Annotated in this window: 25 protein-coding genes and 1 other RNA gene; 7 read left to right on the top strand and 19 right to left on the bottom strand. The window is 42.7% G+C overall.

The features are described from left to right. Positions 1–6 precede the first annotated feature (6 nt). Genes acpS through AC5162_RS01735 form a run of 6 tightly spaced genes read right to left on the bottom strand, consistent with a single transcriptional unit; the run spans position 7 to position 4,890 of the window. A complete protein-coding gene (gene acpS / locus AC5162_RS01760; protein WP_496533540.1) occupies positions 7–390 on the bottom strand; it encodes a holo-ACP synthase in 384 nt (127 codons plus the stop codon). A 60-nt stretch (positions 391–450) separates the two neighbouring features. Further along, positions 451–1,740 carry a D-alanyl-lipoteichoic acid biosynthesis protein DltD gene (gene dltD, locus AC5162_RS01755; protein WP_496533539.1) on the bottom strand — a complete coding sequence of 430 codons (1,290 nt, stop codon included), beginning with the start codon at positions 1,738–1,740 and terminating at the stop codon, positions 451–453. A 6-nt stretch (positions 1,741–1,746) separates the two neighbouring features. Beyond that, positions 1,747–1,983 (bottom strand): D-alanine--poly(phosphoribitol) ligase subunit DltC, encoded by a 237-nt coding sequence (gene dltC / locus AC5162_RS01750; protein WP_496533538.1) that lies wholly within the window; start codon positions 1,981–1,983, stop codon positions 1,747–1,749. 16 nt (positions 1,984–1,999) lie between these two features. Further along, on the bottom strand, positions 2,000–3,211 hold the full coding sequence (gene dltB / locus AC5162_RS01745; RefSeq protein WP_496533537.1) for a D-alanyl-lipoteichoic acid biosynthesis protein DltB: 1,212 nt from the start codon (positions 3,209–3,211) through the stop codon (positions 2,000–2,002). After that, the gene (gene dltA / locus AC5162_RS01740) at positions 3,204–4,733 is read right to left on the bottom strand and encodes a D-alanine--poly(phosphoribitol) ligase subunit DltA (RefSeq protein WP_496533536.1); all 1,530 of its coding nucleotides are present in this window, start codon (positions 4,731–4,733) and stop codon (positions 3,204–3,206) included. The genes dltB and dltA overlap by 8 nt, the downstream gene beginning before the upstream one ends. A gap of 16 nt (positions 4,734–4,749) precedes the next feature. Continuing rightward, on the bottom strand, positions 4,750–4,890 hold the full coding sequence (locus AC5162_RS01735) for a teichoic acid D-Ala incorporation-associated protein DltX (protein WP_496533535.1): 141 nt from the start codon (positions 4,888–4,890) through the stop codon (positions 4,750–4,752). Between the two features lie 153 nt (positions 4,891–5,043). On the opposite strand from AC5162_RS01735, the gene AC5162_RS01730 reads away from it, so the two are divergent. From AC5162_RS01730 to AC5162_RS01720, 3 genes are all read left to right on the top strand, one after another. Continuing rightward, complete coding sequence (locus tag AC5162_RS01730; RefSeq protein WP_496533534.1) at positions 5,044–6,261, top strand: PTS transporter subunit EIIC; 1,218 nt, start codon at positions 5,044–5,046, stop codon at positions 6,259–6,261. After that, entirely contained in the window at positions 6,254–7,141 is an 888-nt protein-coding gene (locus AC5162_RS01725; RefSeq protein WP_496533533.1) for an alpha/beta hydrolase, read from the top strand. Before AC5162_RS01730 ends, AC5162_RS01725 begins: the two co-directional genes overlap by 8 nt. A 203-nt stretch (positions 7,142–7,344) precedes the next feature. Further along, on the top strand, positions 7,345–7,524 hold the full coding sequence (locus AC5162_RS01720) for a hypothetical protein (protein WP_496533532.1): 180 nt from the start codon (positions 7,345–7,347) through the stop codon (positions 7,522–7,524). A gap of 75 nt (positions 7,525–7,599) precedes the next feature. Here AC5162_RS01720 and AC5162_RS01715 read toward each other — a convergent pair whose 3' ends face one another. From AC5162_RS01715 to AC5162_RS01705, 3 genes are read right to left on the bottom strand one after another with little or no spacing between them, the layout of a single operon-like run. Beyond that, positions 7,600–7,755 (bottom strand): KxYKxGKxW signal peptide domain-containing protein, encoded by a 156-nt coding sequence (locus tag AC5162_RS01715; RefSeq protein ID WP_496533531.1) that lies wholly within the window; start codon positions 7,753–7,755, stop codon positions 7,600–7,602. Further along, entirely contained in the window at positions 7,734–8,264 is a 531-nt protein-coding gene (locus AC5162_RS01710; protein WP_496533530.1) for a DUF4811 domain-containing protein, read from the bottom strand. The genes AC5162_RS01715 and AC5162_RS01710 overlap by 22 nt, the downstream gene beginning before the upstream one ends. Next, the gene (locus AC5162_RS01705) at positions 8,264–9,751 is read right to left on the bottom strand and encodes an MDR family MFS transporter (protein WP_496533529.1); all 1,488 of its coding nucleotides are present in this window, start codon (positions 9,749–9,751) and stop codon (positions 8,264–8,266) included. The genes AC5162_RS01710 and AC5162_RS01705 overlap by 1 nt, the downstream gene beginning before the upstream one ends. 154 nt (positions 9,752–9,905) lie before the next feature. Here AC5162_RS01705 and AC5162_RS01700 point away from each other — a divergent pair, with 154 nt between their 5' ends. Next, positions 9,906–10,475 carry a TetR/AcrR family transcriptional regulator gene (locus tag AC5162_RS01700; protein WP_496533528.1) on the top strand — a complete coding sequence of 190 codons (570 nt, stop codon included), beginning with the start codon at positions 9,906–9,908 and terminating at the stop codon, positions 10,473–10,475. 17 nt (positions 10,476–10,492) lie between these two features. Here AC5162_RS01700 and AC5162_RS01695 read toward each other — a convergent pair whose 3' ends face one another. Then, on the bottom strand, positions 10,493–11,362 hold the full coding sequence (locus AC5162_RS01695) for a LysR family transcriptional regulator (protein ID WP_496533527.1): 870 nt from the start codon (positions 11,360–11,362) through the stop codon (positions 10,493–10,495). Positions 11,363–11,466: 104 nt separating this feature from the next. Here AC5162_RS01695 and AC5162_RS01690 point away from each other — a divergent pair, with 104 nt between their 5' ends. Further along, a complete protein-coding gene (locus AC5162_RS01690; RefSeq protein ID WP_496533526.1) occupies positions 11,467–12,873 on the top strand; it encodes an APC family permease in 1,407 nt (468 codons plus the stop codon). Positions 12,874–12,957: 84 nt separating this feature from the next. On the opposite strand, the gene AC5162_RS01685 is transcribed toward AC5162_RS01690, so the two are convergent. After that, the gene (locus AC5162_RS01685; RefSeq protein ID WP_496533525.1) at positions 12,958–13,521 is read right to left on the bottom strand and encodes an NAD(P)H-dependent oxidoreductase; all 564 of its coding nucleotides are present in this window, start codon (positions 13,519–13,521) and stop codon (positions 12,958–12,960) included. 225 nt (positions 13,522–13,746) lie between these two features. Between AC5162_RS01685 and AC5162_RS01680 the strand changes: the two genes are divergently transcribed. Together AC5162_RS01680 and AC5162_RS01675 are read left to right on the top strand one after the other, a co-directional pair. Beyond that, entirely contained in the window at positions 13,747–16,014 is a 2,268-nt protein-coding gene (locus AC5162_RS01680; protein ID WP_496533524.1) for an ArnT family glycosyltransferase, read from the top strand. A 27-nt stretch (positions 16,015–16,041) separates the two neighbouring features. Further along, positions 16,042–17,154, top strand: a complete 1,113-nt coding sequence (locus AC5162_RS01675; RefSeq protein ID WP_496533523.1) for a glycosyltransferase family 2 protein — start codon at positions 16,042–16,044, stop codon at positions 17,152–17,154. Positions 17,155–17,275: 121 nt separating this feature from the next. Here AC5162_RS01675 and phnE (AC5162_RS01670) read toward each other — a convergent pair whose 3' ends face one another. From phnE (AC5162_RS01670) to accD, 8 genes are all read right to left on the bottom strand, one after another. Further along, on the bottom strand, positions 17,276–18,070 hold the full coding sequence (gene phnE / locus AC5162_RS01670) for a phosphonate ABC transporter, permease protein PhnE (RefSeq protein WP_496533607.1): 795 nt from the start codon (positions 18,068–18,070) through the stop codon (positions 17,276–17,278). After that, on the bottom strand, positions 18,067–18,849 hold the full coding sequence (gene phnE / locus AC5162_RS01665; protein WP_496533522.1) for a phosphonate ABC transporter, permease protein PhnE: 783 nt from the start codon (positions 18,847–18,849) through the stop codon (positions 18,067–18,069). The genes phnE (AC5162_RS01670) and phnE (AC5162_RS01665) overlap by 4 nt, the downstream gene beginning before the upstream one ends. A gap of 2 nt (positions 18,850–18,851) precedes the next feature. Beyond that, positions 18,852–19,610: a phosphonate ABC transporter ATP-binding protein gene (gene phnC, locus AC5162_RS01660; RefSeq protein WP_496533521.1), complete on the bottom strand. Its 759-nt coding sequence runs from the start codon at positions 19,608–19,610 to the stop codon at positions 18,852–18,854. 102 nt (positions 19,611–19,712) lie between these two features. Further along, positions 19,713–20,657, bottom strand: a complete 945-nt coding sequence (locus AC5162_RS01655; protein ID WP_496533520.1) for a phosphate/phosphite/phosphonate ABC transporter substrate-binding protein — start codon at positions 20,655–20,657, stop codon at positions 19,713–19,715. Positions 20,658–21,031: 374 nt separating this feature from the next. Beyond that, positions 21,032–21,389: a transfer-messenger RNA gene (gene ssrA, locus AC5162_RS01650) on the bottom strand. Positions 21,390–21,477: 88 nt separating this feature from the next. Then, positions 21,478–22,992 (bottom strand): mucin-binding protein, encoded by a 1,515-nt coding sequence (locus tag AC5162_RS01645; protein WP_496533519.1) that lies wholly within the window; start codon positions 22,990–22,992, stop codon positions 21,478–21,480. A 185-nt stretch (positions 22,993–23,177) separates the two neighbouring features. Next, on the bottom strand, positions 23,178–23,975 hold the full coding sequence (accA, locus tag AC5162_RS01640; protein WP_496533518.1) for a carboxyltransferase subunit alpha: 798 nt from the start codon (positions 23,973–23,975) through the stop codon (positions 23,178–23,180). Next, positions 23,975–24,817, bottom strand: coding sequence for an acetyl-CoA carboxylase, carboxyltransferase subunit beta (gene accD / locus AC5162_RS01635; protein ID WP_496533606.1), 843 nt, complete (start codon positions 24,815–24,817; stop codon positions 23,975–23,977). Before accD ends, accA begins: the two co-directional genes overlap by 1 nt. Between the last annotated feature and the right edge of the window lie 16 nt (positions 24,818–24,833).

Genomic DNA, 24,833 nt, shown 5'->3' with positions numbered 1-24,833 from the left:
TTCTCATTATTTGGCAAATAACCGAGTAAGCCAAGAAGCCTTTTCAATGATAACAACGGTACTAACAAAGTCGCCACTGTGGGTGATTGCCACTGACAGGCGGTGCTTTTGTCCCTTAACCTTAATCACTGGTCGGCCGGATGGCGCATTTAAAATCGAAACATCCTGCCAGGAAACAGACTTGCCAATCCCCGTTCCCAGTGCTTTCGAATAGGCCTCCTTCGCTGAGAAACGACCAGCTACATACTCCAGGTAGTGCTTACCCGTTCGTTCATTAGCGGCCGCTTGCTCAGCTGGCGTTAAAATTGTTGACAAAAAGTTTGGCCGGCGGTCCAAGACAGCTTGGACCCGGCTGATTGACTCCATGTCATTTCCAATTCCGATAATCATACCCTTATTTTAACAAAAAAAACTAACCAGGACACCATTAGTCCTAGTTAGCTTTAATTTTTATGAAAACGACTGCAGGCTTTTGTCCTGAGGCTTAAAGTTTTGCCATTCCTTGGACAAGAAGCGGTTATTAATCGTGTAATGTTGGTCTTGGTAAGGTGATGACAAGAATGGATTCAAGTACTGGTCAAGCTTTAACCAACCACGCCAACCGATGTGAATCGTGTCTTGCATGTAGTAATCGTGATTACCATCATGGGACAAGTCAGCAATGTTATTAAAGCCTTGGCTTTGCAACTGGTACTTAATCTTATCAACAGCCTGGTAGTACATAGTATTTGACAAACCAGTGTACTTAGTCCAACGTTCGTTAACCGGTTGAATAACAAATTCAACATCAGAGTGCTGCTGAGCAAACTCTTCCAAAACGGCTTGCAAGTAAGCATATTCAACTGATTGACGGTAGTCATAGTGGGTCTGTGAATTCTTCAAAGACTTCACTTGTGACTTAACCCGACCATTATAGAACGACTTTTTAATCTGGAACGGATTGCCCTTCGTGGCCTTCTGACCTTCTTTAAAGCCAAGTTGGTTCAAAGCACTTAGACTATAAGTGTTAGGCAACTTGTTCCGGGCCGGCACAATCCGTTGACTATAATTCGTGTTCTTATCGAAGTTCGAGAACAATTCATCTTGGCGAGACAAGACCCGTTGTTGAACCTTCAACAGTGAAGTATCACCAGAAGATAGTGCTTCCCCATTTGAAATCTGGGTTAAAATCCGGTGGTACATCGGCTTGTTGCTGACCACACTTTGGTCAAGCAAGGATTTAGCAATGAACTCTTCTGTCTGGTTTGGCTTCCCATCAATGTTTAATAACCAATCAACTGTTTGAAGTGGTGAGTAGAACAATGAAAAGGCGCCAGTTTCCCCGGTCTTTGTGAACCACTGAGGTGAAATGACATAAACAACCTTCTTATGGTCCAAGCCGTTCTTCATTTCTTGCATGCTCATATATTGGACCAGTGATTCAGAACCGGCCTTACCAATCATAAATGGTCGGTAAGAGCGATGGTACTTTTCCGCCAGAACAACTGGGTGCAAGGAGTCAATTCGAGAAAATTCTGAAGAACCCAAAAAGGCAACATAATTTACTTTTTTATCGTTAAAGGCAGCCTGCTTGATTGCCTCGCCCTTGACCACGTTGTAGTCAAAAGAAACGGATTGTTCCCGCAACTTGTTTTGGCTCAAGTGGCTCAAAGGAAATGGCAGCAAAAAGACTAAGCCAACCAGAAGGAAGGCACAAATCACTGGTCCGAAGATCTGCCATAGTTTTTTCTTGTCACTCATGACGTTTTATCCCATCAAAGATTCTACTTTTGCAATAATCTTGTTGGCTGTGTTCCAGTCTTCACGGTTAAATTCAGAAACAGGGGCTTGGATGTTGAACTTACCTTCCATATCGAGGAGCAATTCAACTGTTGCCATTGAATCCAACAAACCAGCTTCGAACAAGTCTTCATCCATTTGACCAGACATGTCTTCACCAATTACGTTTTGCAAAACTTCTAATACGCCTTCTTTTACATCCATTGTTAATCTCCTTCAATTAGTTGTTAAACCAAAACTGGTTCAAGAATCCACAAAATACTAAGAACGTTAACATCACGAAATTAAAGGTCAAGAAGATGGCAAATAATTCCGTAAACTTATTGTGTGGGATTTGGTCGCGGTGCTTCTTTTTAAACCGTAACCAGGCATCGTTAACCGCCATCCCCGTGGCGTGCAACAAAGCATAAACGATGTAATACCAGGTCAAACCGTGCCACAGTCCCATCACCATCATGTTCACAAAGTAACCGATGTTTGAAACGGTGTTGCGGTTCTTAATCCACTTTTTCTTCAACATTAAGAAGACAAAGCGCATAAAGACAAAGTCTCGGAACCAAAATGACAGTGACATGTGCCAACGGTTCCAGAAGTCTTTAATGTTTTTAGCCCGATATGGCTGGTTAAAGTTCATTGGTGATTCAATCCCCATCAAGTATGAGGTTGCAATGGCAAAGCGAGAATAACCCGCAAAGTCAAAGAACAAGTACATACCATATGAGTAAGCCACCGCAATCAACCACCAAGAAAAGCCATGGTGGTTGTTAGCCATTGCCATACTTTGGAAGTATGGGTAAATCACTTGGCCAAAGTAATAAGACAAGATGAACTTATAAACGAAACCGACAAAGTAAGATTTGACGGCATAGTTCAACATGTCTAAGTACTTCGCCCGGTCAGGCACTGAACTAGCATCCTTGGCAAACCGAGTATACCGGTCAATTGGACCAGAAGACAAGGTTGGCATAAAGAGCATGAACCGCAGGAACATCAAGGGTTTGAAGTCCTTGATAGCTCCGTCCCTGGTTTCAATAATCATCCCCGTTGACCGGAAGGTCAAATAAGAAATTCCCAAGAAACCAAGCAAGGTAAACTGGGCCTGGTAAACGCCGATATCACCAAAACGAACAATAACGATTGGGACAATCGACAACGCCACAGTTAGGTAAAAGACCCAACCGGCGTTATGCTTCTTCCGGTACCAAGAATAAAGCGATACCAAGAAGAACTGGAAAATACTATAAATAATTAAGGCAATTCCTTGGCCGATATACTTACCAGCATCAAAAGTCAAAAACAAAAAAGCCAGTGATGCTAGGATTTCATACCAAACCATGCGCTTACCAAAGTAAAGCGCAATTGCCAACGGTGCCAACGCTAAAATCAAATAGAAGAAATAGGTTGGATCGTTATAGGGTTGGAGGTTAGGCATTGCCGTTCACCTCAGCAATCAAGCCCTTCAAGTTGACCTTACCATTTGGTGTCAAAGGCATCGCATCGCGGTAAATGAAACGGGAAGGCATCATGTAAGGCATGACGATATCCTTCAAGTCATCTTTAATCGCGTTGGTCAAATCCATAGGCTTTTCAAAGTCGTTTTCCTTAGCAACCACGATAGCAAGCATTTGCTTAACCTTACCATCGGCATCATAGCGAGGCACAGCCGCAGCTTGTTCAACCCACTGTGATTGTTGCAAGTGCTGGGCCACTTCTTCGAGTTCCACCCGGAAACCGTGAATCTTAATTTGGAAATCAGCCCGACCCTTGTAATGCAAGAGTCCGTCTTCATCGATGAAGCCAAGGTCACCAGTCCGGTAACCAGGTTGGCCATCAACTTCTAAGAAGGCAGCAGCAGTCTTTTCAGGGTTGTTCAAGTAACCCTTTGAAACGGCTGGACCAGACAAGACGATTTCACCAGCTTCACCTTGTGGTAAAGCCTTGCCATCTGGGTCCATAATCGTCGCAGTCATATCTGCTTTCATATAGCCAATTGGCAACTTGTCATACTTGGCCAAAACGCCATCAGTAATTTCCAAGCCCGAAACGGCCACCGTTGCTTCAGTTGGACCGTAAGTGTTATAAATTTGAGCACTTGGGAACCGTTCGCGTAACTTCTTAGAAGTAGTTGACGTCAAAACTTCACCACAGAACAAGAACTTCTTCAAGTTTGGATAGTTTTCTTGGTTAAAGTCAGGGCTTAACAAGGCCACGTTGGCAAATGAAGGTGTTGAAACCCACAAATCCAAGTTCATTTCAGGCAAAACGGCAAAGAGTTGCTTGAAGTCATCCGCCACTTCCTTTGGCATCGGCTTCATAACACCACCAAGGAGGAATGAACCGCCCCATGACATCACGGAAACGTCAAAGGAGAATGGTGTTTGCGTCAAAACGTTCATACCTTCAGTCAAACCGAAGTCTTCTGACAAAAGCCAGTTCACGTATGACAAGGCGTTCTTGTGTGAAATCTGAACACCCTTTGGCTTACCGGTTGTACCGGAAGTAAAGATAATATAGTAGTTATCGTCGCCCAAAACTGGGTGCGTTAATTCATAAGATTTATTTGCTGTCAAAGCATTTTGCAATTGGTCGCCCTTGAAAACAGGGACAGAGTCAATTGTCATTGGCAATTCATCAATCGCAATCACTGCTGCGGGTTGACCAATTTCTAAGATATTATCAATCCGGTCTTGGGCCGAGTCCTTATCAACAGGGACGTAGGCGTGGCCCGACTTAACGGCTGCTAAGAACGAAGCAACCATTTCGAATTGGTGCCCACCAAAAACCATGATTGGCGCCTTATCTTCAAGACCTTGTTCGTCCAAAAATGCGGCTAAGGAGTCAGAATATGACTTCAAATCACCATAGGTATAGGTCTTACCCATTCCATCATAAGCAACCTTGTCAGGATTTTCCATGGCAAAGGCATCAATATGTTTGTAGATATTTTCAATCATTTTTATATCCTTTTAATCAAAATTCGTTATAAATAAAGTGGCCGCCTGTGACGCCTGAGTAACTATATAGGTACATCAAGGCTAAAATGATTAGAAAATAGGCCAAGGTTTTTAAAACAAAAACCACCCACGGCCTACTGATAAAACGCTTAAACATCGCTGTGCGCCCCCAAAAACTGCTAAAGTGCTATAATAGTCTTCGCGTTGCCGAACCAGTCCGGCAAAACACTTTTACTATTATAGCACAGACTAAAATTTTTAACTCTGTCATCATTTTTGTGAATTAGAACCATTCGGGAGGTTTTGTTAGATGATAACAAATTTCAAAGCAAGATTAAAAAGGTGGGATGACGCCTGGGTCAACTTGGTCCCAATCAAAACCCTCTTTGCTTCTTTTATGGAAGTTTTACCACTTGTCGTCATTGACGTCTACTTCCACTTAATCAGCCAACTCTTTTTGTACCCCGGGGCCTTGTTCCCTTCAATTTTCCGCTATAAAACCAAGATGCTATCATTCTTGCTGTTTAACCAAACTGCGGCAAACGTTTTAGACTACTTAATTATTATCTTGGTCATTGCCTTATGGAGTAAAAAATACTTAGGCGAATACCTAAATAGCCAACGCGATACAACTTTACCGGTTACAGTGAATTCTGGCATTGTCTTAATCCAGGCATCCGAAATGCTAAACTACCAAAGCCAAACCACAATTCACCTTGGCTTCACTTTCCTCGTAGCTTACTTAGTTAACCTCTCTTACTTAGGCCTAACCAAGGCAAGCAAGGATAAGCTCCACGACCTTGGCTTTGTCTACATTGCCTGGGGAGCTGTCTTAGTCATTTTGGCATTAATCATGTTTAATTTTATGCCAGATGTCTTGTTTCAAGGATCATACGCTTCCTTCTTTTCAAATGACTTTTTCTCCCACTCTTGGGGATTAATGTTAACAGCCTTCTTGCTCCCCTTCTTTACCTTGCTCGGTATTTCAGTACCAACTGATTTTTCAAGCTCAGCAACTGACCTTGGCCAGATCAACAATAACCTGAACGCCGTTTACCAGTCAGTTTCAGCTACTTTGCCAGACCCACAAAACATTTACTCGGTCATCACGACCTCTGCAATGATCGGTGGCGTCGGGGCCTCGTTGGCCTTGGCGCTTGTCTTGCTCTTTTCAAAGAGTCACAAGGCCCAACGCCTTGGGGTTTGGTCAGTCATTCCAGCCTTGTTTGATAACAACCAAATCTTGGCCTTTGGCTTTCCCCTTTACTTCCGGCCATTGATGCTGGTTCCAATGATTTTAAGTTCTGTCTGGGGGGCCGGCATTACCAGTATCGCGATTAAGTTGCACCTCGTCCGGTCAACGGTCTTCAGCGCACCAAGCGGGACCCCGCACTTAATGCTTTCTTACTTTGCCAGCCAAACCCCAATTCGATCACTAACCTTGGCCTTAGTTGTCCTAGCCGGTGCAATTGTTATCTACTGGTACTTCTTAAAAGAAATTATTTTCAAGGAGGGGCACCATGCTTAAGATTCCAAAAAGTTCAAAAATCGTCTTAGCCATTACCGTCCTAATCGTGGTGATTATCGCCATCATTGGTGGATTTTGGAATAAGTCAGAACATAAAAATGACCGAGCCATCCAAAAATCAAAGATTGAACCCGTCATCTTCATTCCCGGTTCATCTGCAACGATTAACCGGTTTGACGGTTTGTTTACGACTTTGAATAACGAAGACAAGGGCAAGAACGCTCACTCTGTTTTGAAGGTCCAAGTCAATAGCGATGGCTCATTGACGTATTCCGGCCACCTATCAACGGATAACAACCACCCATTCATCGTCATTGGTTTCCAACGTAACCAAGACAACTACCCAACCATCCAAGCCGATTCAAAGGCCGTTGCCACCGTGATGTCGGACCTACAAGCCCGGTACCACTTCCGTAATTTCAACGCCTTGGGCCACTCAAACGGAGGCTTGATTTGGACAGATTATTTGGAAAACCATTACGATTCACAAAGCTTCCACATCAAGGCCTTGATGACCTTGGGGTCACCATTTAACTTCTCAGAAACCTCAACGACTCGTAAGACGCAGATGCTCTCTGATATGATTGACAACGCTTCGAACTTGCCAAGTGACCTAACGGTTTACTCGGTCGGTGGGTCTGAAGATTATACCGATGACGGTCTCGTGCCACTCCAGTCTGTTTTGTCTGGTAAGTATATCTTCCAAAACCACGTTGCCAAATACACACAAACGACGGTTTCTGGTGACAACGCCCAACACTCAAAGTTACCTGAAAACCCTGAAGTAATTAACTTAATTCGTGAATTGTTACTAACCAATTCAAACGGTATCAGCCCTGACCGTGCCAAAAAGCTTGGTGCCAAAGACGCCCAAAACTAAGAATCACCAATCACAAGAAGCCCGACGCAGCTGTGTCGGGTTTCTTTTTTACGCTTTAATACCTTGGCAGATATTGTCAAGGTATTCTCTGGAATTTGTCAAAGTCGGTCTAAATGTTGGCTTTATTAACACAAGCCTTTCTTGTCCTAGTAATTTCATTTATAATGAACCTATCAAAAATCACGTTTTAAAGGAGCCTTTCTATGGCAGTTATCGGACTACTCATTGTGGCCTTCGGCCTTCTAATCATCTTGTTTGCCGGAATTCATGGCTTTATCCGCTTACAAAACGGCGATACCAGCATGCTTCCCTTGCTCTTTATTGCCGCCACCCTCTTTTTAATTGGCCTGGTCTTTATTATTTTTAACTTGGTGAAGCTTTAAGCCTTCCCTTAACATGGTTTAAAGTCTTGTGATTACCACTTGTACAATGGAGTACACTACCCTAAATAAAGTCCATTAAAGCAGCCTTTCTACCAGGGATAACTTTGACTTTACTAAAAATAGCAACAAAAAAGAGCCTGGCACAATGACCAGGCTCTTTTTAGATTTTCTCATGAAGAAATGAAAAGAATCGAGTATAAGCGTAAGTTTTATTGAACGACAACCTGCCAAGTTTCAGGAACTTGCAAAGTATTGCGTTCCTTAACGAGGTTATCTTCCTTGTGTTGCTTGAACAACCACTTCATCAAGTCAGACTTGTAAACCCACTTCGTGGTCTTGGTCTTAACTTGAGCAGTTTGAACGTTAGCCTTTTCGAAAGTAGCTGACGTCTTCACTGTCTTGATGATGTCCTTGTTATTTGGAACAAAGTGAGCAGATGCCTTGGCATCGCTTTGCTTGTCCTTATAAACCAAAACATAGTCATTAGGGCCAATCTTCTTGGCAGCAACTGCACTAATTGGTGAAGCTGCTGGTGTTGAAGAATAAACCTGCTTAGTAGTGGTCGTTGTTTCCTTCTTCATTCCATAGTGGCTGTCCATGTTTGCGGCCAAAAGTGCAATTAAAACAACACCAATAATGGTGAAGACGGAACCAAAGATGACTTGTAAGGCAGTTGACTTAACCAGCAACCAGCTTGCTACGGCCAAAACCATAAATAATACAATAAGCCAAAGAATCATTATTCAGCCTCCTTTTCATTCTTCAAGAAGAATACGAAGATAAAGCCAAGGACAGCAAAAGCTAGCGAAATCATGAAGGCGGTCTTAAAGCCATCCAATGAAGCATCCAAGACCCGACTTGCATAGTGCAATGGATTGGTTGTTTGCATGTGCTTTGAAGGAGTATTGTTGTTAATCACGTTTTGTACAACAGAAGTCAACAAGGCAACCACAACAGAACTTGAAACCTGACGCAAGGTGTTGTTAGCGGCAGTTCCATCAGCATTCTTGTTATCTGGCAAAGAAGCCATGGCATTTGTCGTCAAAGGCATCATTGTCATCGCAATTCCAGCCATCCGCAAGGCATACAAAACAGTGATGATGATTGTTGGTGTTTCAGGTGTCAAGAAAACCAATGGGAAAGTTCCTAAAACAAGCAAACCAAATCCCATGAAGGCCAACTTGCGAACCCCAACCTTGTTGTACAATGCTCCGGCAATTGATGAAACAACCCCCATGAACAAAGCACCCCAAAGCAAAGTCAATCCTGAATCAAAGGCTGACAACCCACGAACGTTTTGCAAGTAGGTTGGCAACATCATTTCAACCCCGTACATTGCCATTGTCGTCAACAACAAGGCAATCGTTGGGAAGGTAAAGTCCTTGTTAGCAAAGACGCGGACATCCAAAAATGGTACATCTAACTTCAATTGTCGCCATACAAAGACAGCCAAGAGAAGGACACCAATTACGATTGGCATAATCACATTACCAAAGTCAGACCAACCATCTGAACCAACGTTGGTGAAGCCCCACAAGAAAAGGCCAAAGCCAATGACTGACAGGATAAGCGAAACAAAATCTAGTTTCAACTTCTTAGTTTCAACAACATTTTGCATAGCAAAGATTCCAAAGATAATTGCAATTGCAATAATAATCAAAGGAATCACGAAGATTGACCGCCAGCTATCTGACAAAGTCATTCCCAAGATAGTGTGGTCTTTTTGCAAAATCCAGCCCGACAAGGTAGGGCCAATGGCTGGTGCCATTCCAACAACCAAGCCCATTGAACCCATGGCAGCTCCTCGTTCCTTTGGTTCATACATGTGTAAAATGATGATTTGCAACAAAGGCATCATCACCCCAAAGGCCATCGCAGCCAAAATTCGGCCGACCAAGAAGACCCACCAGTAATCCTTATTTTCAGGGGTGAACATCGAGATTGCCACTCCAGCAAAAAGTAAGGCAAAGGCAGTCAACGTTAAAATTTTTGTTGGAATCCGGTTTGCCAAGTAAGCTGACAAGGGTACCATCATTCCGTTAAAAAGCAAAAACCAGGTTGTGGCTTGTTGAGCAGTCGATAGGTTAATATCGAAAGCCTTCATCAAGGTTGGTAAAGCTGTTCCCAATGAAGTCTGCATCAAGGCACCGGCAGCCATGGCAACCATCATAACCGCAAGGACAAGTGTCCGGTTATATGATTTTCCAGTTTGTGTTTCTGACATCATAATTTCCTTTCCGTGATACAATTTGTATCAGTTAATGATGGTACATAGTGTACCACGTTTCCAAATGATGAGTCAAACTGTTTCATTTTTGATTTTTCTGCTATAATAATTTGTTATAAAGAACACACTTTTACTTATAAAAAGAAGGGAGACTATGATGAAAATTGACCGCCACCAAAACGTTCAAGTTAAGGACAGGATTGTTGATGGTTTTTTCAAATGTTTAGAAACTTGTTCCTTTTCAGAACTTAGTGTTTCTAAAATCATTAAGGCCGCCGGCGTAGCCCGGGTATCTTACTACCGGAACTTTAAGAGCATCGAAGAAATTTTAGACTACTACCTCTTTAGAATTCTCCGTCGCCATCACGAAATGATTAAAGATGACAAGCGCAACAGCATTCACTCCAAGGAGCGAACTCGCGACCACATGCGCGACTCTTTTATTATTTTTAAAGCTGAAATAGACCGCTTTGCCCTCTTATTTGACAAAGGTGTTTCCAGTCACGTCTATGACTTCTTTCAGGAATTCTTTAACCGGGTCCACCCAAAAAACACAACCAATTTAAAGATGATGTATACTAAGTCCTTCTTTTCTGGGGCAGTCTACCATGTTTTGATGACGTGGTTACAGACCGGTGCCAAAGAGACTCCTGATGAAATGGCCGACTTCATCATCCACTACACACCATCTTCAATCTTTGAAGAGGCAAATGAAAACGACTAACGAGAGTTAGCCGTTTTTTAAATTAATTCTTTTCGATGAGCAAGTAAAAAGTCAATAAAATATTGGCTAGCAATTGGTAAGGTTTGCTTGTCACGGTAGACAATGGCAACCGGCCGAGTAACCTTAGGCGTAATTTCTTTTGTCACAATTTCAAAATTTGTTCGACTCGCCACCAATTCAGACAGCATACTAATTCCTAAACCAGCCTCAACCATTGCCATAATCGTATAGTCATCTTGGATTCGATAACGAATGTTTGGTTTTACCCCAGCATTACGAAAGGCCTCTAGTGGTTCACTATAGCCTCCTCCTTCTACTAAGATAAACGGGTCGTCGATCATGGCAGTAATTGGCACCTGGTCAAATTTCGCCAACGGGTGGTTTTTAGGAAGAACTGCCTTCATTTGGGTCGTATGCAAAATTTCTTTATGCAGGCCATCACCATATTCGGCCGTCATCAAGCCAAAGTCAATGCTCCCATCTTTTAACCACCGTAAAATCGTCCCATAATCCCCTTGGTGCAAAACAAATTCAATTTCTGGATACTGTTTTTGAAAGTCCTTAAATAAGTCAGGCAACCAGTAACAAGAAACACTGGTAATGGCGCCAATCCGGACCGTTCCAGTTTTTAGCCCCCGAATTGCACCAGCCGTTTCCTCAAAGGTTTGGTATTGACGCAAGGCTTGCACTAAGTACGGATAAAGTTTTTGACCCTCAGCTGTTAACTCAACCCCTGTCCGGGACCGCTTTAAAATTTGGACACCCAATTCTTGTTCGAAGTTAGCGACCATTTGACTGATCGATGACTGGGTATAGCCCAGTAGTGCCGCTGCTTTGGTAAAACTCTTAGTTTGAATAATCGCTTCAATCACTTTCAACCGGTTCATATCATTTTTCCTAATGTAACTATTCGATTTATTAATTTTACTTATTGGTGTATTCAGCTTATATTGTATCATGCAGATTAAATAAAAAGTCGAGGAAGTATTCTATGAATATATTTAAGAAAGAATCGGTTGACAACTTTATTAAAGCCGATTCGAAGTTAGCTAAAACACTAACTGCCAAAGACCTGATTTCCCTTGGAATCGGGGCCGTAATCGGAACTGGAATTTTTATTCTACCTGGTCACGAAGCTGCCAGCCATGCTGGTCCCGCCGTTGCCATCGCCTTTTTGATTGCAGCCCTAGTATCCGGGTTAGTCGGGATGGCTTACGCTGAATTTTCTTCCGCCATGCCAATCGCCGGGTCAGCCTACTCGTTTGGCTCGGTTGTCTATGGTGAATTTATTGGTTGGATTTTAGGTTGGTCTTTAATTTTGGAGTACTTCCTTGCCGTTTCAGCGGAAGCAACCGGTTTTGCCGCCTACTTCAATAACAATATTTTGGCCAGTTTAGGTATTCATTTACCAGCCGCCTTGCAAGCCAGTCCGATGGAAGGGGGCTTTATTAACTTAACGGCTGTTTGGGTCGTTTTGATTATTGCCTTCATTTTGATGAAGGGAACCGCCCTTTCCACCAAGGTTGAAAACTTTGCCGTCATCGTCAAAGTTGCCATTATTATCATCTTTATTGTTGTTGGCTTCTTTTACGTCAAGTCATCCAACTATGTTCCCTTCTATCCAAAGGAATTTCACAGTACACCATTTGGCATGGGTGGAATTTTGACCGCTGCCGCCACCGTGTTCTTTGCCTTTATCGGCTTTGACGCCTTAGCATCAAATGCAGCCGAAACGGTCAACCCTGGCAAAAACGTCATTAAAGGAATTCTTGGTACGGTCACGATTGCTGTAGTACTGTATGTTTTGTTTTCTCTTGTACTAACTGGGATTGTTAACTACCAACAATTAAACGTTGATGACCCCGCAGCCTTTGCTTTAAGTGTCGTTCATTTGACCGCCTGGAATAAACTAATTACGATCGGAGCACTCTTTGGTATCTTTACGGCGATTGTCACCATGTTCATTGGTGGGTCACGGCTTGTTTACGCCCTTGGTCGTGATGGTTTACTCCCCAAAAAAATGGGAACAGTTAGTGCTAAACATTCCGTTCCTAAGAACGCCATTATTGTGGCAACTATCGTCCAAGCTTTCTTTGCTGGTTTAGTACCACTAACCCAACTTGCAGCTTTGATTAATGCCGGTACTTTGATTGCCTTTACCTTTATTTCCTTTGGAATTTTAAAGTTACGCAAGCGCACTGATTTAACCAATACTGGTTTCAAGATGCCTTGGTACCCTTACCTACCAATCATTGCTGGTTTGTGCAGCATCTTCTTTATCATTATGCTGCCAAATATCACAAAGGTATCCGTTGGAATTTGGCTGGTTATTGGTGTGGTTGTTTACTTCACATATAGTATCCGCCACTCCAAGTTACAACAGCAAGAAACCGACTAGCGAGACAGCTGAACTAGGCTTTACAAATAAAATAATTTCGCTAAAAAAAGAGTCAGGAATTTTTAAACTTCCTGACTCTTTTTACTATGCTTTTTCAATCGTATTCGCACACTTTTCCATATAAGCAACGCGTTGTTCTTGGGTAACACCAGAGTCCATGTGACCCAAAATAAAGGCCTTATTCAACTTCATCCCCGTATAAGCAAAAATTCCAAACTTATAACGAGTAATCAAATTACCAAACATCTTGTAATACCAACCACCAAAGTTTGCACTCGTAAAGACATCAGCCTTCTTACCATTGAGGTAATGAACAGACTTGCCATCTTTCTTATTATAAGCAAATCCTGGCGTAAAGACCCGTTCGATTAACCCCTTTAAAACAGAAGGTTCCGCTGACCACCAAATTGGAAAGAAGAAAGAAACCCGGTCAGCCCACTGGATTTTTTCTTGAACCTCTTTTGGAAAAGTTTCATCTTCCATATGTTGGCGATAACCGTAACGCAAAACGCTATCAAACTTAGCTGTTGCCAAGTCAACAATTTGAACCTCATGGCCCTGTTCTTGAGCCTTTTGATAGAAGTTCAACGCATTAGCATGGGTAAAGGACTGTTCATCTGGGTGACCTTGGATTACGAGAATTTTCATAATTTGCTCCTATTTGGGGTTTGTCATCTTTCAAAAAATATCAACAAACAATTAATATGTTTATCCCTTTTAAGTATATCAGACTGTATTTAATAAAAGAACAACAGATAATGAACGAGTGTTGGGAAAAATATAAAAATTTAATTTTCGTTTGATGCTCACTTAATTTTTATATAGGCAACACCTTTTAGAATAAAGTCATTGCAAACAAGGAGGTCCACGCTTTTGCGAAATAAAAGGATACACAACTATGATTGGTATCTTATCGGGATCCTAGTTCTCAGCGCCTTTCTATATGGCTGGGGAATCTGGGATGCCGGTAGTGCCAACAGCTTCTACACGGCTGCTATTACCTCAATGACCAAGTCTTGGTCAAACTTCTGGTATGGTGCCTTTGACCCCGCCGGCTTTATCACCGTCGATAAGCCACCTATTGCCCTCTGGTTCATGGCAATCTCTGCTAAGATTTTTGGTGTTCACGGCTGGTCAGTCGTTTTGCCATCTGTCTTATTCGGAATTGGTTCCGTTTACCTACTATATAAGTTGGTTGCTTCCAAATTCGGACCATGGGGTGGACGCATTGCTGCCTTAGTAATGGCCCTTACCCCAACAGTGGTTGCCAACAGCCGGACAGATAACATGGATGCCACCTTGGTATTCTTCCTCTTGTTAGCCGTCTTTATTCTTCAAAAGGCCGTCAATAAGAAGAACATCTGGCTAGTAATGGTCAGTTTTGGTTTAATCGGGGTTTCCTTTAACATCAAGATGTTACAGGCCTTCATGATTTTGCCCGGAATGTTGGTCTTCTACTGGGTAGCAATCAAGCTTCCTTGGAAGAAAAAGACTGCTTGGCTTGGCCTAGCGATGGCCTCTCTGGCCGTCTTTACCTTAGCCTACCCAATGGCCGTTGACTCAGCTAATAAGAGTGACCGTCCATACATTGGTAGTTCACAAACCAACTCCTTGATGGAATTGGCCTTTGGTTATAACGGAACGCAACGTTTGTTGGGTCAATCAACTGGTACCGGTGGAACCTTTGCTGGTATGGGTAACTCAAAGTCTAAGTCGAAATCAAACTCTAAGCAACAAGCCCCTACTGGTGGCACCAAGGGTGGTCAAACCGGTAACAAGACCGGAACTACTGGTGCCCCAACTGGTACTGGTGGTAACGGCGGTGGTACCCCACCTACTGGTACGACAGGAACCGGCAAGAAACCAAGCGGTACTGCTCCAACTGGTGCAAACGGTAAGAAGATGACTGGTACTAAGCCATCTGGAACTGGCCAAATGGGCAAGATGTCCAATAAGGGCGGTAAAGCTGGTGGTAATGGTGCCGGTGGCGGAAACGGTATCGGTTCAGCATTTGCGATTGGTAATGCTGGTGTCTTCCGTCTCTTCCAAGCAGACCTTGGTTCACAAATTGGCTGGTACTTACCATTTGCCATCCTTGGCCTTGTGGCTGGTTGGTTTGGCTTTAGAAAGCGCGGTGCTAAGTGGTACCACATTTCTTCAGAACAAGAAGATATTTTGCTCTGGGCTGGTTGGTTCGTTCCAGTTTATGGCTTCTTCTCAGTTGCCTCATTCTTCCACCCTTACTACACCATCATGTTGGCCCCAGCCATCGCTGCTTTGACAGCAATCGGAGTCCTTGGAACCGCTAAGATGATGAAGGCTGGTAAGAATACCTCAACGACTGAAGTTGACGATGCAACAGATGGCACCATTGCTGCTGAAACACCGGTTATTTCACGTACTGCCCCTAAGGCAAATAAGGAAGCCCTTGCAGGCCGAATCTTACTTGCTATCACCGTTCTGGGCACAATGGCCTTGCAAGCCTACTACGCTTACTCAAACTACCCTGCTATTAGTATCGCAATGGTTGTGGTTGGCGGTGGACTTGGTGCTTGGTGGTTGTTCCCACAGCAAAGTGGTAAGGCAGTTAAGATTGCGGTTACTACAGTTGCTGTCGTTGCAATGGCTGGTTGGTGGTCACTGACCCCAACCTTGTCACACACCTCCGCCGCTATCCCATTTGCTAGTCCATCATTGTTGACTTCAAAGGGTAGCTCAGATATGGGTGGTTCCGTTGACTCCGACTTGCTTTCATACACTGAAAAGCACCAAGGATCAGCTAAGTACCTCTTTGCCACAACTGATTCAAACTCAGCCTCAGGCTACATCATTAAGTCTGGTAAGGCAGTGATGGCTCTTGGTGGTTATAACGGTACCGACCCTACCATGACCTTGAAGCAATTCAAGAACTTAGTAAAGACTGGCCAATTGAAGTACTTCATGATTGGTTCAACGACTAAGAGTTCTGATGGTCAAATTTCTAAGATTCTCGCTTGGGTTAAGAAGAATGGAACAAAGGTAACTTATAGTTCTAAGTCAAGCCAAAGCTCTTCATCATCAACTAGCCAGCAAGTTGGTATGACTGGTGGCATGGGTGGCAGCTCAACTTCTACTCTTTACGACCTTTCAAGCATTTACTAAGTTAGTAAAAAAAGGAGGCACAACCCGATGCTTTCTCGCACTAAAACACCCAGGTTAGGGTTGATCTTGCCGGCTTATAACGAAGAAGAAGTTTTACCTACGACCTTGGAAAAGCTTCACGAGTTAAAGACTGGCTTAATCGACAACCAACTTGTCACAAATGATTCTTTCATCATGATTATTGATGATGGATCTGCTGACAAAACCTGGACCCTCATTGAAGAACAAGAACAGGCGCATGACGATATTATCGGTGTCAAACTTTCAAAAAACTTTGGTCATCAATCAGCCTTATTAGCTGGGATGTCTGAAAGTATTAAGTTGGCTGATATCATCATCACCTTGGATGCCGACATGCAAGACAATCCCGAAATCATCGAGCAAATGGTCCAAAAATACCACGATGGTAACGAAATTGTTTACGCAGTTCGTTCCAACCGAGAAACCGATACTTGGTTTAAGCGCAATTCCGCTTTAGCCTTCTACAAAGTAGCTGGTTACCTTGGCGTCAAATTGGTTCCCAACCACGCCGACTTCCGCTTAATGAGTAAGACAGCTGTGGCAGCATTACTCCAATTGCCTGAACGCAACGTCTTCTTACGAGCGATGGTTCCATTGGTCGGTTACCAATCTGATAAGGTTTACTACGAACGTGGTAAGCGTCAGGCTGGTTCTTCGAAGTACCCACTGAAAAAGATGCTCTCATTTGCCTTAGATGGCATTACCAGCTTCAGTATCCAACCAATCAAGTTGCTACTGAACTTGGGCGTCACAGTTCTTGGTATTGCTGGAATCGAAATTCTCTATACCCTGTTTGAAAAAATGGCAGGTAACTCGACCGCCGGTTGGTCGTCATTAATGATTTCCATCTGGCTTCTCGGTGGCTTAAACCTACTCGCCCTTGGTGTCGTTGGCACCTATGTCGGCAAGGTCTTCACCGAAGTCAAGCACCGACCACACTTCCAAATCGAACAAGAAAGTGGTTCGATTATCACCCAGTTAGCTAATAACCAACCACAAAAGCCGGTACAACCACCAGTACAAAGCGTTGTACCACAGCAGACCCCGATAGGAGATTCCAAAGAACCAGAAACATCCCCCGCTTTTCAAGCATTCATTGAACCAGTTAGCCCCCACTAATTGGTCCAACTTCTCTCTTCTCTTAATGTTATAAAAAAGGCGCCGCCCACCTCGTATCGAGGTGGGCGGCGCCTTTTGGTTTAGAGAGTATTTTATTTAATTATTTAACAGAATACCATTCTCAAACTAATCGCTTACGAATTTGTCCAGATAGGAAATCAATCAAAGTGACCATCAAGACAATTCCAATCACAATAATTCCAACCCGTGGCCATGACCGCGTTGATAGAGCAAAAATTAACGGGGAACCGATTCCCCCGGCACCAACAATTCCAAGAATCGAGGCGGAGCGAACAGAGATTTCAAACCTGTATAAGGTATAATCCATAAATTTAGGCAATACCGCCGGGAAGGTCGCCAAAGAAAGTTCATCGATGGCAGTTCCACCGGCCGAACGAATTGCCTCTTTTGACCCCGGTTCAACACTCTCAACAGCTTCAGAAAAGAGTTTTCCCATCATCCCAACGGAATGAAATCCGAGAGCTAATGTCCCAGCAAAAGCCCCTGGACCGACGGCTTTAATAAACATAATGGCCAACACCAATTCTGGAAAAACACGAATTACCGTAAGAGCGAACTTCCCGGTTGCTGAACGTGGTGAAAAGAATCGGTGAGAGGTTTTAGCTGCCCAAAAGGCAAAGGGAACCGCCATAATTGCTGAAATAAATGTTCCTAATATAGCAATAGCTAATGTTTCGAGTAAGTTAGATAGGAGGTCTTCCCCATCACCAGTGTAAAAATAGGCCCAGTCCGGGTGAATAAGTCCGTTCAAAATCGAACCTAGCACCTGACCCGCATTACTTTTAATACCAGAAAATGGAACACCAATAAAGGACCAAATAAAGATAATGAGAACAAGTAAAGTAATTAACCAAGGCCTTGCACGACGCATAGCAGTCTGTTTTCCAATCATTATGCCAATGCCTCCCGTAGTTGGTTAGAAATAAAATCAACAATCAGAACAACAATTAAAATTCCTAAAATAACAATTACTGCTCGATCATAACGGAATAACTCGAGACTTGTATTCAAGTAAAGGCCAATTCCCCCAGCACCTAGATAGCCCAAAATTGCGGATGCACGAATATTAATCTCTAACGTATATAAGAAGAAACTCAACACTTGATTAATAACTTGTGGTACCACCGCAAAAGCAACTATTTGAACATTATTTGCGCCCGCGGCTTTCATTGCTTCAATGGGACCATTGTCAATCGTTTCAATCTCTTCATAGAGTAATTTAAAGACCATTCCAAAGGAAAAGATTGCCAGGGAGGCAACACCGGAAAACGCCCCAATTCCAACTACAGCAACGAACAATGCAGCCAACAGCATTTCAGGCAAAGACCTTGTCAAGTTCATAATAATACGAACAATTGCACGTACTGTTGCACTCTTAGTAATATTTTTAGAAGCTAAAAAAGCTACTGGAACAGCTGCGGTGCCACCAAGGAAGGTACCGGCCAACGCCATTTGCATTGTTTGTATCAATGGTGTCAAAATCGCTGGGAAATATCCCCAATCAGGGCTCGACATCTTAATCCATAATTGCCAAAATTGATCCCAGGAAAAATCCTGAACAATTCCGACAATATTACCCGAAACAAGTAACAAGAGTACAAAACTGATAAACATTGAAAAACCGATTACATGCCACTCTTTTAACCCTGACCTTTGAGGTAACTCATTCATCATTATTAGTCACCTGCTTCCGCGTAAATTTGATTAAAGTCAGCTGCGTCTACGGCGGAAATTGGCTTATCATAAACTACTTTACCAGCCTTCAACCCGATAATTCGAGTAGCATACTTCATCGCAATTTCTTTGGAATGAAGGTTCGCAACCACTGTTAAACCATCTTCTTGATTAAGCCGTTGTAGGTCATTCATCACAATTCTCGTTGTTTTTGGATCAAGGCCAGAAACTGGTTCATCTGCTAAGAAAACGCTCGGTTCTTGCATCAAAGCTCTGGCAATACCAACTCGTTGCTGCTGACCACCGGATAAGTCCCGTGCTTTTGTATAGTACTTTTCAAGCAAATTTACCCGTTTCAAGCTCTCAGCAGCACGCTCTTGGTCTTCTTTATCAAACAACCCCAAAGCCGATTTCCAAGTTGAATAATACCCAACTCGACCAGACAAAACATTTCGAGCAACAGAAGAGCGACCAACTAAATTATAATTTTGAAAAATCATTGCGATATTACGCCGAATAGTGCGTAAATTCTTTTTTGAAGCTTGGGTAATATCTTGGCCATCAATCAGAATGTTGCCTGAACTGACATCATGCAATCGATTAATTGCTCGCAATAGCGTTGATTTTCCTGCTCCCGAAAGTCCAACAACCACAACGAATTCACCAGATTGAATATTCAAATTGATGTCATCTAACCCAACAACACCGTTCTTGTATACCTTTGATACTCCAGATATCTTAATGGTACCTTTATTATTCATCCTTTATCCTTTTGAATACACGTTAATTAAAACAACGTACTGAACAATATGTAAAAAGGCCGCCGCCATTCAAGATGGAGGCGACTTTTTTACTCAACCTTGCTATTTAATTTTTTGAATTTCTTTAGCGTATTCACGAACACTGTCGAAATTTGAATCTTTTGAGCTAGTTACGCCATTCCATTGGTAAACTTCACTAAAGATTTTCTTACCTTCGGTAGTCTTCGAGACAGCAATAATAGCTTTTTTAATTTTATCAGCGTCAGAGTTTGAAATACCGCTACGCAAAGTAACTGTATCGTTTGGAATACCCGTCGTGTAATAAAGAACACGAGTATCTTTGAAGACATCAGGTTGGTCTTTTTTAACAACGTTTCGAGCATCGTCAAAGACAAACGCAGCATCAACGTCACCGTTGAGGACCGACATAACAGCCTGATCGTGACCGTTTACTTGGACAAGGGTTGAATCCTTAACAACGTTAACACCCTTCTTGTTTAATTCAACAATTGGATAAATATATCCGGATGTTGAACTTGCACTTTGAACAGCAATCTTCTTGCCCTTCAAATCTTTAATAGACTTAATTGAAGATCCCTTCTTCACTACGACAATTGACTTGAAACTATCAACTTGCTTGTTAGTCGTGTCTCCGGTGTTGTTATCAGACAAGCCCCATCGGGTTGACTGAAGAATAACCTTAGCACCATATTGCTTATGAGCAATGACATAATCATTAGGTGGCAAGAAGCCCACATCAATCTTTTTAGAACCAAGTGCCTCAGTAATCGTACTGCTACCAGTCGAAATTGAGACATGTACAGGAATACCTAATTGCTTACTTAGCAATCCTTCAAGCGGCTTAGCTTTTGCTAAGAACGTATTTGCTTGGGATGCTGGGGAAAACTGAATGTTAAGTTCTTTCATCGAAATCTTTGAAGAACTTCCAGACGAACTAGACGCTGAAGACTTCCCGTGTGATGTAACCGCGAAAAATCCAATAACAACGACTAGAAGGACGGCAATTGCTGCAACAACCTTCTTCATGACGATATTTATCTCCTAATTTTCGGGACAACTATAAACTATAACTATGCAATTGTATTCTGTTACTAGTTCTGATTAGAAATGGGCCCATATCTGATCTCTTGTAACACCTAATTTATACCATAGATTAAATGAATATTTAAATTGATTTTAGGTTACAAAACGTTTTCGTGAATTTCGAAACATTCTAAACGCCTTAGAATAAGCATTTTATTTCTGCAAAAGCCGAATTATAACTTAGTAAAAAAGTCATTTTTTCAAGGTGATATTTGTTCTAAAAAGTATTCTACTTTTATTAAAAAACTATTTTTTACCATAAATAAAAAAAGGTCTTAAACCAACAAATCTTTGTTGACTTGAGACCTTTTTTTAGCTGATGGATCTGAGGGGATTCGAACCCCTGTCCAAACCGCCCGCCACACTAGCGTCTACATTCATAGGGCAATCTTAATTACCACAAGTCCAGCAGTCATTGTCCAGAACTTAACTGAAAATGGGAACCTAATTGATTTAAACTCAGCCGTGCAGGCATCACCACTAAGCCGATCTGACCATTTATTAAAGCAAGCAACCCATGTCAGACTATGTTACTTGCCTACGAATCACTGGTTTTTAGGCAGCGACAGCGTAAGAGTTATTGTTTTTTGCAGTTAAATATCTGCCCGCTTTACGCCCGGATGGCGGAACGCAGCTAGTGCTCGTAACAGCCTGTCGAATTCCAGGAACAGACCCAAAATAAAAAGCTGAGGAACATTCCTCAGCCTTTATTATAACAGACAATCGCCTGTTAGATTTTGCTTTTTAATCTACCAGTAAGCATTTAATCCTTCTTGTTGCGACTAAGAAAGGCAAAGAGCGACAAGATTCCGACTAGGGCCTCAAGACTAGCAGCAGTTAGGGTAGTCCGTTGCTGCTTAGCAGTCTTTGGCAGGGCAATCTCTTCCAAATCACTGGCTTGGTCGGTGGCGGATGGCGTTGCGGAGCTGGTATTCGATGAGCTTGTTAACGAACCACCGGTCACTGGCAAAACATTCTCATCATCGTTTGAATTAGTTTCTGAAGATGAATTGGCTTCATTAGCAGCATTGTTTGATGACCCACTATTATTGCTTGAAGTGTTATTAGCTGATGAGCCACCGTTTGATGACGTTCCACCATTAGTACTGCTTGAACCACTATTAGCCGATGAGCCACCGTTATTTGTCGACTTCGTCTGATAAACAACGTTTACAGTTGAATCGGTATCATCAGCACTAGACGTTTGGCTAGCTACTTCGGTTGCTGATTGGCCGTTAACCGTTGGGTTAGTGTATTTATCATCAATATCTGTCGGCAACTTAACGGAAGCAAAACTAGTGGTATTGCTATCATCTGGTTCCCAAGCACCGTCCGTTGTTTGACCGGTAAACTCATTCTTCGTTACTGTCCGGTGGTAAGAAACACTTTGAACAGTTGGCGTTGTGTTAGCAATTTCATTGCCATTCGAATCTTGGTAGTTAATCGTCCGATTAACCGTCTTATGTTCGGTTGTTGTTGTCGTCTTACTTTGGTAGTTAATCGTATAGGTATCTTGGTTCATTGTACCGTAGTAAGGACCGCCAATGATATTACCAAGACTTGAAAGACCGGTTGCATCACGGTCAACAACCGTATAACCATCAATGTTGAAAAAGGCTGGGTTAAAGTAATTTTCTTCATTGCTTGGTTGACTAGAAGTAAAGAAGTACTGATTGGTAGAACTTAGCACCGTATTTGCATTCTGGTAAGTCTGATTTGAGTTCGTCGATGAAACATATTGAACTTGACTAGCTGAGAGGCCGGTATTATAGGCCACCCCATCCAGCCAGAAACTGTGACCACCAGAACCATTAGTCGTTATATTTCCCCAACTAGTTGTAGGGTCTTTGGCAACTTGGCCAGTGATAATATTGGCATCTGACCCATCATCTTGTTGCAAGGTCCAATACACCTTTTTAACACCATTTTCATGGCGAATAATCAACTTCCGGTGTAGGGTAAAGGTTTGATTAATGTGCTTATATTCTTGGCCATCGACATTGATGGTAACGTCCATTGGAATATTGTAAGTGAAGAAGATTGGGTCAACCCCACCGTTATTGTTTTCATCATAAACGCCGTCAGTATTTGGGTAGTAATCCAGGTTGGCATAGTCAGCAAAAGTTGGACCAGTCGCATCTGCATTGGCAACCACAGCCTGGCCAAAGTGAAGCGGACTAACACCATGTACACCGGCACTAACCCCCAGCAGTGCAAATGATGCCAATGGTAGTGCCACCCACTTTTTATTAATTTGCCGAATCATAATACCTTTCATAATAATGCTGCTCTTTTCTCTTATTGTTTATATTACAATTATAAGACAATAAGTCTAAAAGGTCAATGTGATTACATTTATATTACTATAGTTATATTTTCGGGGTAAATGAAAAAGCTTAGGAATTAAATTATCCCAAGCTCTTTCTAACAAAGATAAAAATATAGAGGGCCTAACTCTATGAATTAAAAGGCCCGGAAACGGTCACGGCGTTGCTTCAACAAGTCTTCATCAGACAATTCTTGCAATTCACCGATCTCTTCAGACAACTTAGTCTTGATACCGTCAAAGATTTTGGCGTGGTTGCGACCTTCGCCAATCACATAATCAATAATGTGCTTTTCATAAAGGTCAGCAGCGGTAATCCCCATAATCCGGGCCGCTTCATCCGCCCGCTTTGAATCTTTCCACAAGATTGAGGCAAAGCCTTCCGGTGACAGAATTGTATAAGTGGCGTTTTCAAACATCCAAACTTGGTCCGCAGTCGCCAGAGCCAAGGCCCCACCAGAACCACCTTCACCATAGTCAATGGCAATCATTGGTACTGGCAATTTCATTGATTCCAGGATTGATTGGGCAATTGCTTCACCCTGACCCTGTGCTTCAGCATCCTTACCAGGAAAGGCTCCTGGCGTATTAATGAAGGTAACAATTGGGCGGTGGAACTTAGCGGCTTGCTTCATCAACCGTTGTGCTTTCCGGTAACCCCAAGGTTCTGGAGAACCATTACGCTTCGACAACTTATCGTTGATGTCCGTTCCTTTATCGATTGCGATAACGGTAACAGGTTGACCGTTTAACCGGGCCAAACCACCAATGACAGACTTATCATCACCATACAAACGGTCACCGTGCAATTCAACGAAGTCATCAAAGATGCCGTTGATCAATTCACGGGCCATGAAGCGGTCTTCACGAGACTTCTTCACCACCTCGGCTGGATCAACATCTTTTTTAAACAATGTTTTGATAAAGTCTAACATTATTTAGCCTCCTGTTGGTGCATTCCCACGATTTTAGCAATCATGTCTGCCAATTCTTGACGAGGGACAATCTTGTCAACAAAACCGTTTTCAAGCAAAGTTTCAACCCGTTGGAAGTCCTTTGGCAACTTTTCGTGAATCGTCGATTCAATTACACGAGCACCAGCAAAACCAACTAAGGCATGTGGTTCTGCTAAGGTCACATCACCCTGCATGGCAAATGAAGCCGTAACACCACCAGTGGTTGGGTCAGTCAAAACGACCAAGTACAACAACCCAGCTTCTTGGTGCTTGGCCACAGCAGCAGATACCTTGGCCATTTGCATCAAGGAATTAATTCCTTCTTGCATCCGAGCCCCACCAGAAGCGGTAAACATCACAACTGGCAAGCGATTTTCAGTCGCATGTTCGAACAAGCGGGTAATCTTTTCACCCGTTTTTGAACCAAGTGACCCCATCATGAAATAAGCATCCATGATACCAAGGGCAACCTTTTGACCTTCGATGGTTCCGGTTCCGGTCAGCACTGATTCTTTCATATCAGTTTGCTTCTTGGCCCGGGCCAACTTGTCTTCGTAACCAGGGAAGTCAGAATGGTCAATCGTCAAGTCTTCGTTTAATTCAACGAAGTCGTCAGACAACAATTCGACCCGTTCCTTCGCCTGCAAACGGAAACCGTAGTTACAGTTTGGGCAGACACGGTAGTCACCTAATTCTTTGTTGTAAATTTGCTGGCCACAGTATGGGCACGCAAGGAACAAACCATCAGGAATCCGGTCTTTGATGTCACTTGTGACCTTTATTTTATTTGCTTCTTGTTTTTTTGAATTAAATAAATCCATCATTATTTGGGCTAAG

The organism is Fructobacillus sp. ChS1-6f1-1-27 (genome assembly GCF_059579415.1).
This window is presented reverse-complemented; position numbering and strand designations above follow the sequence as displayed.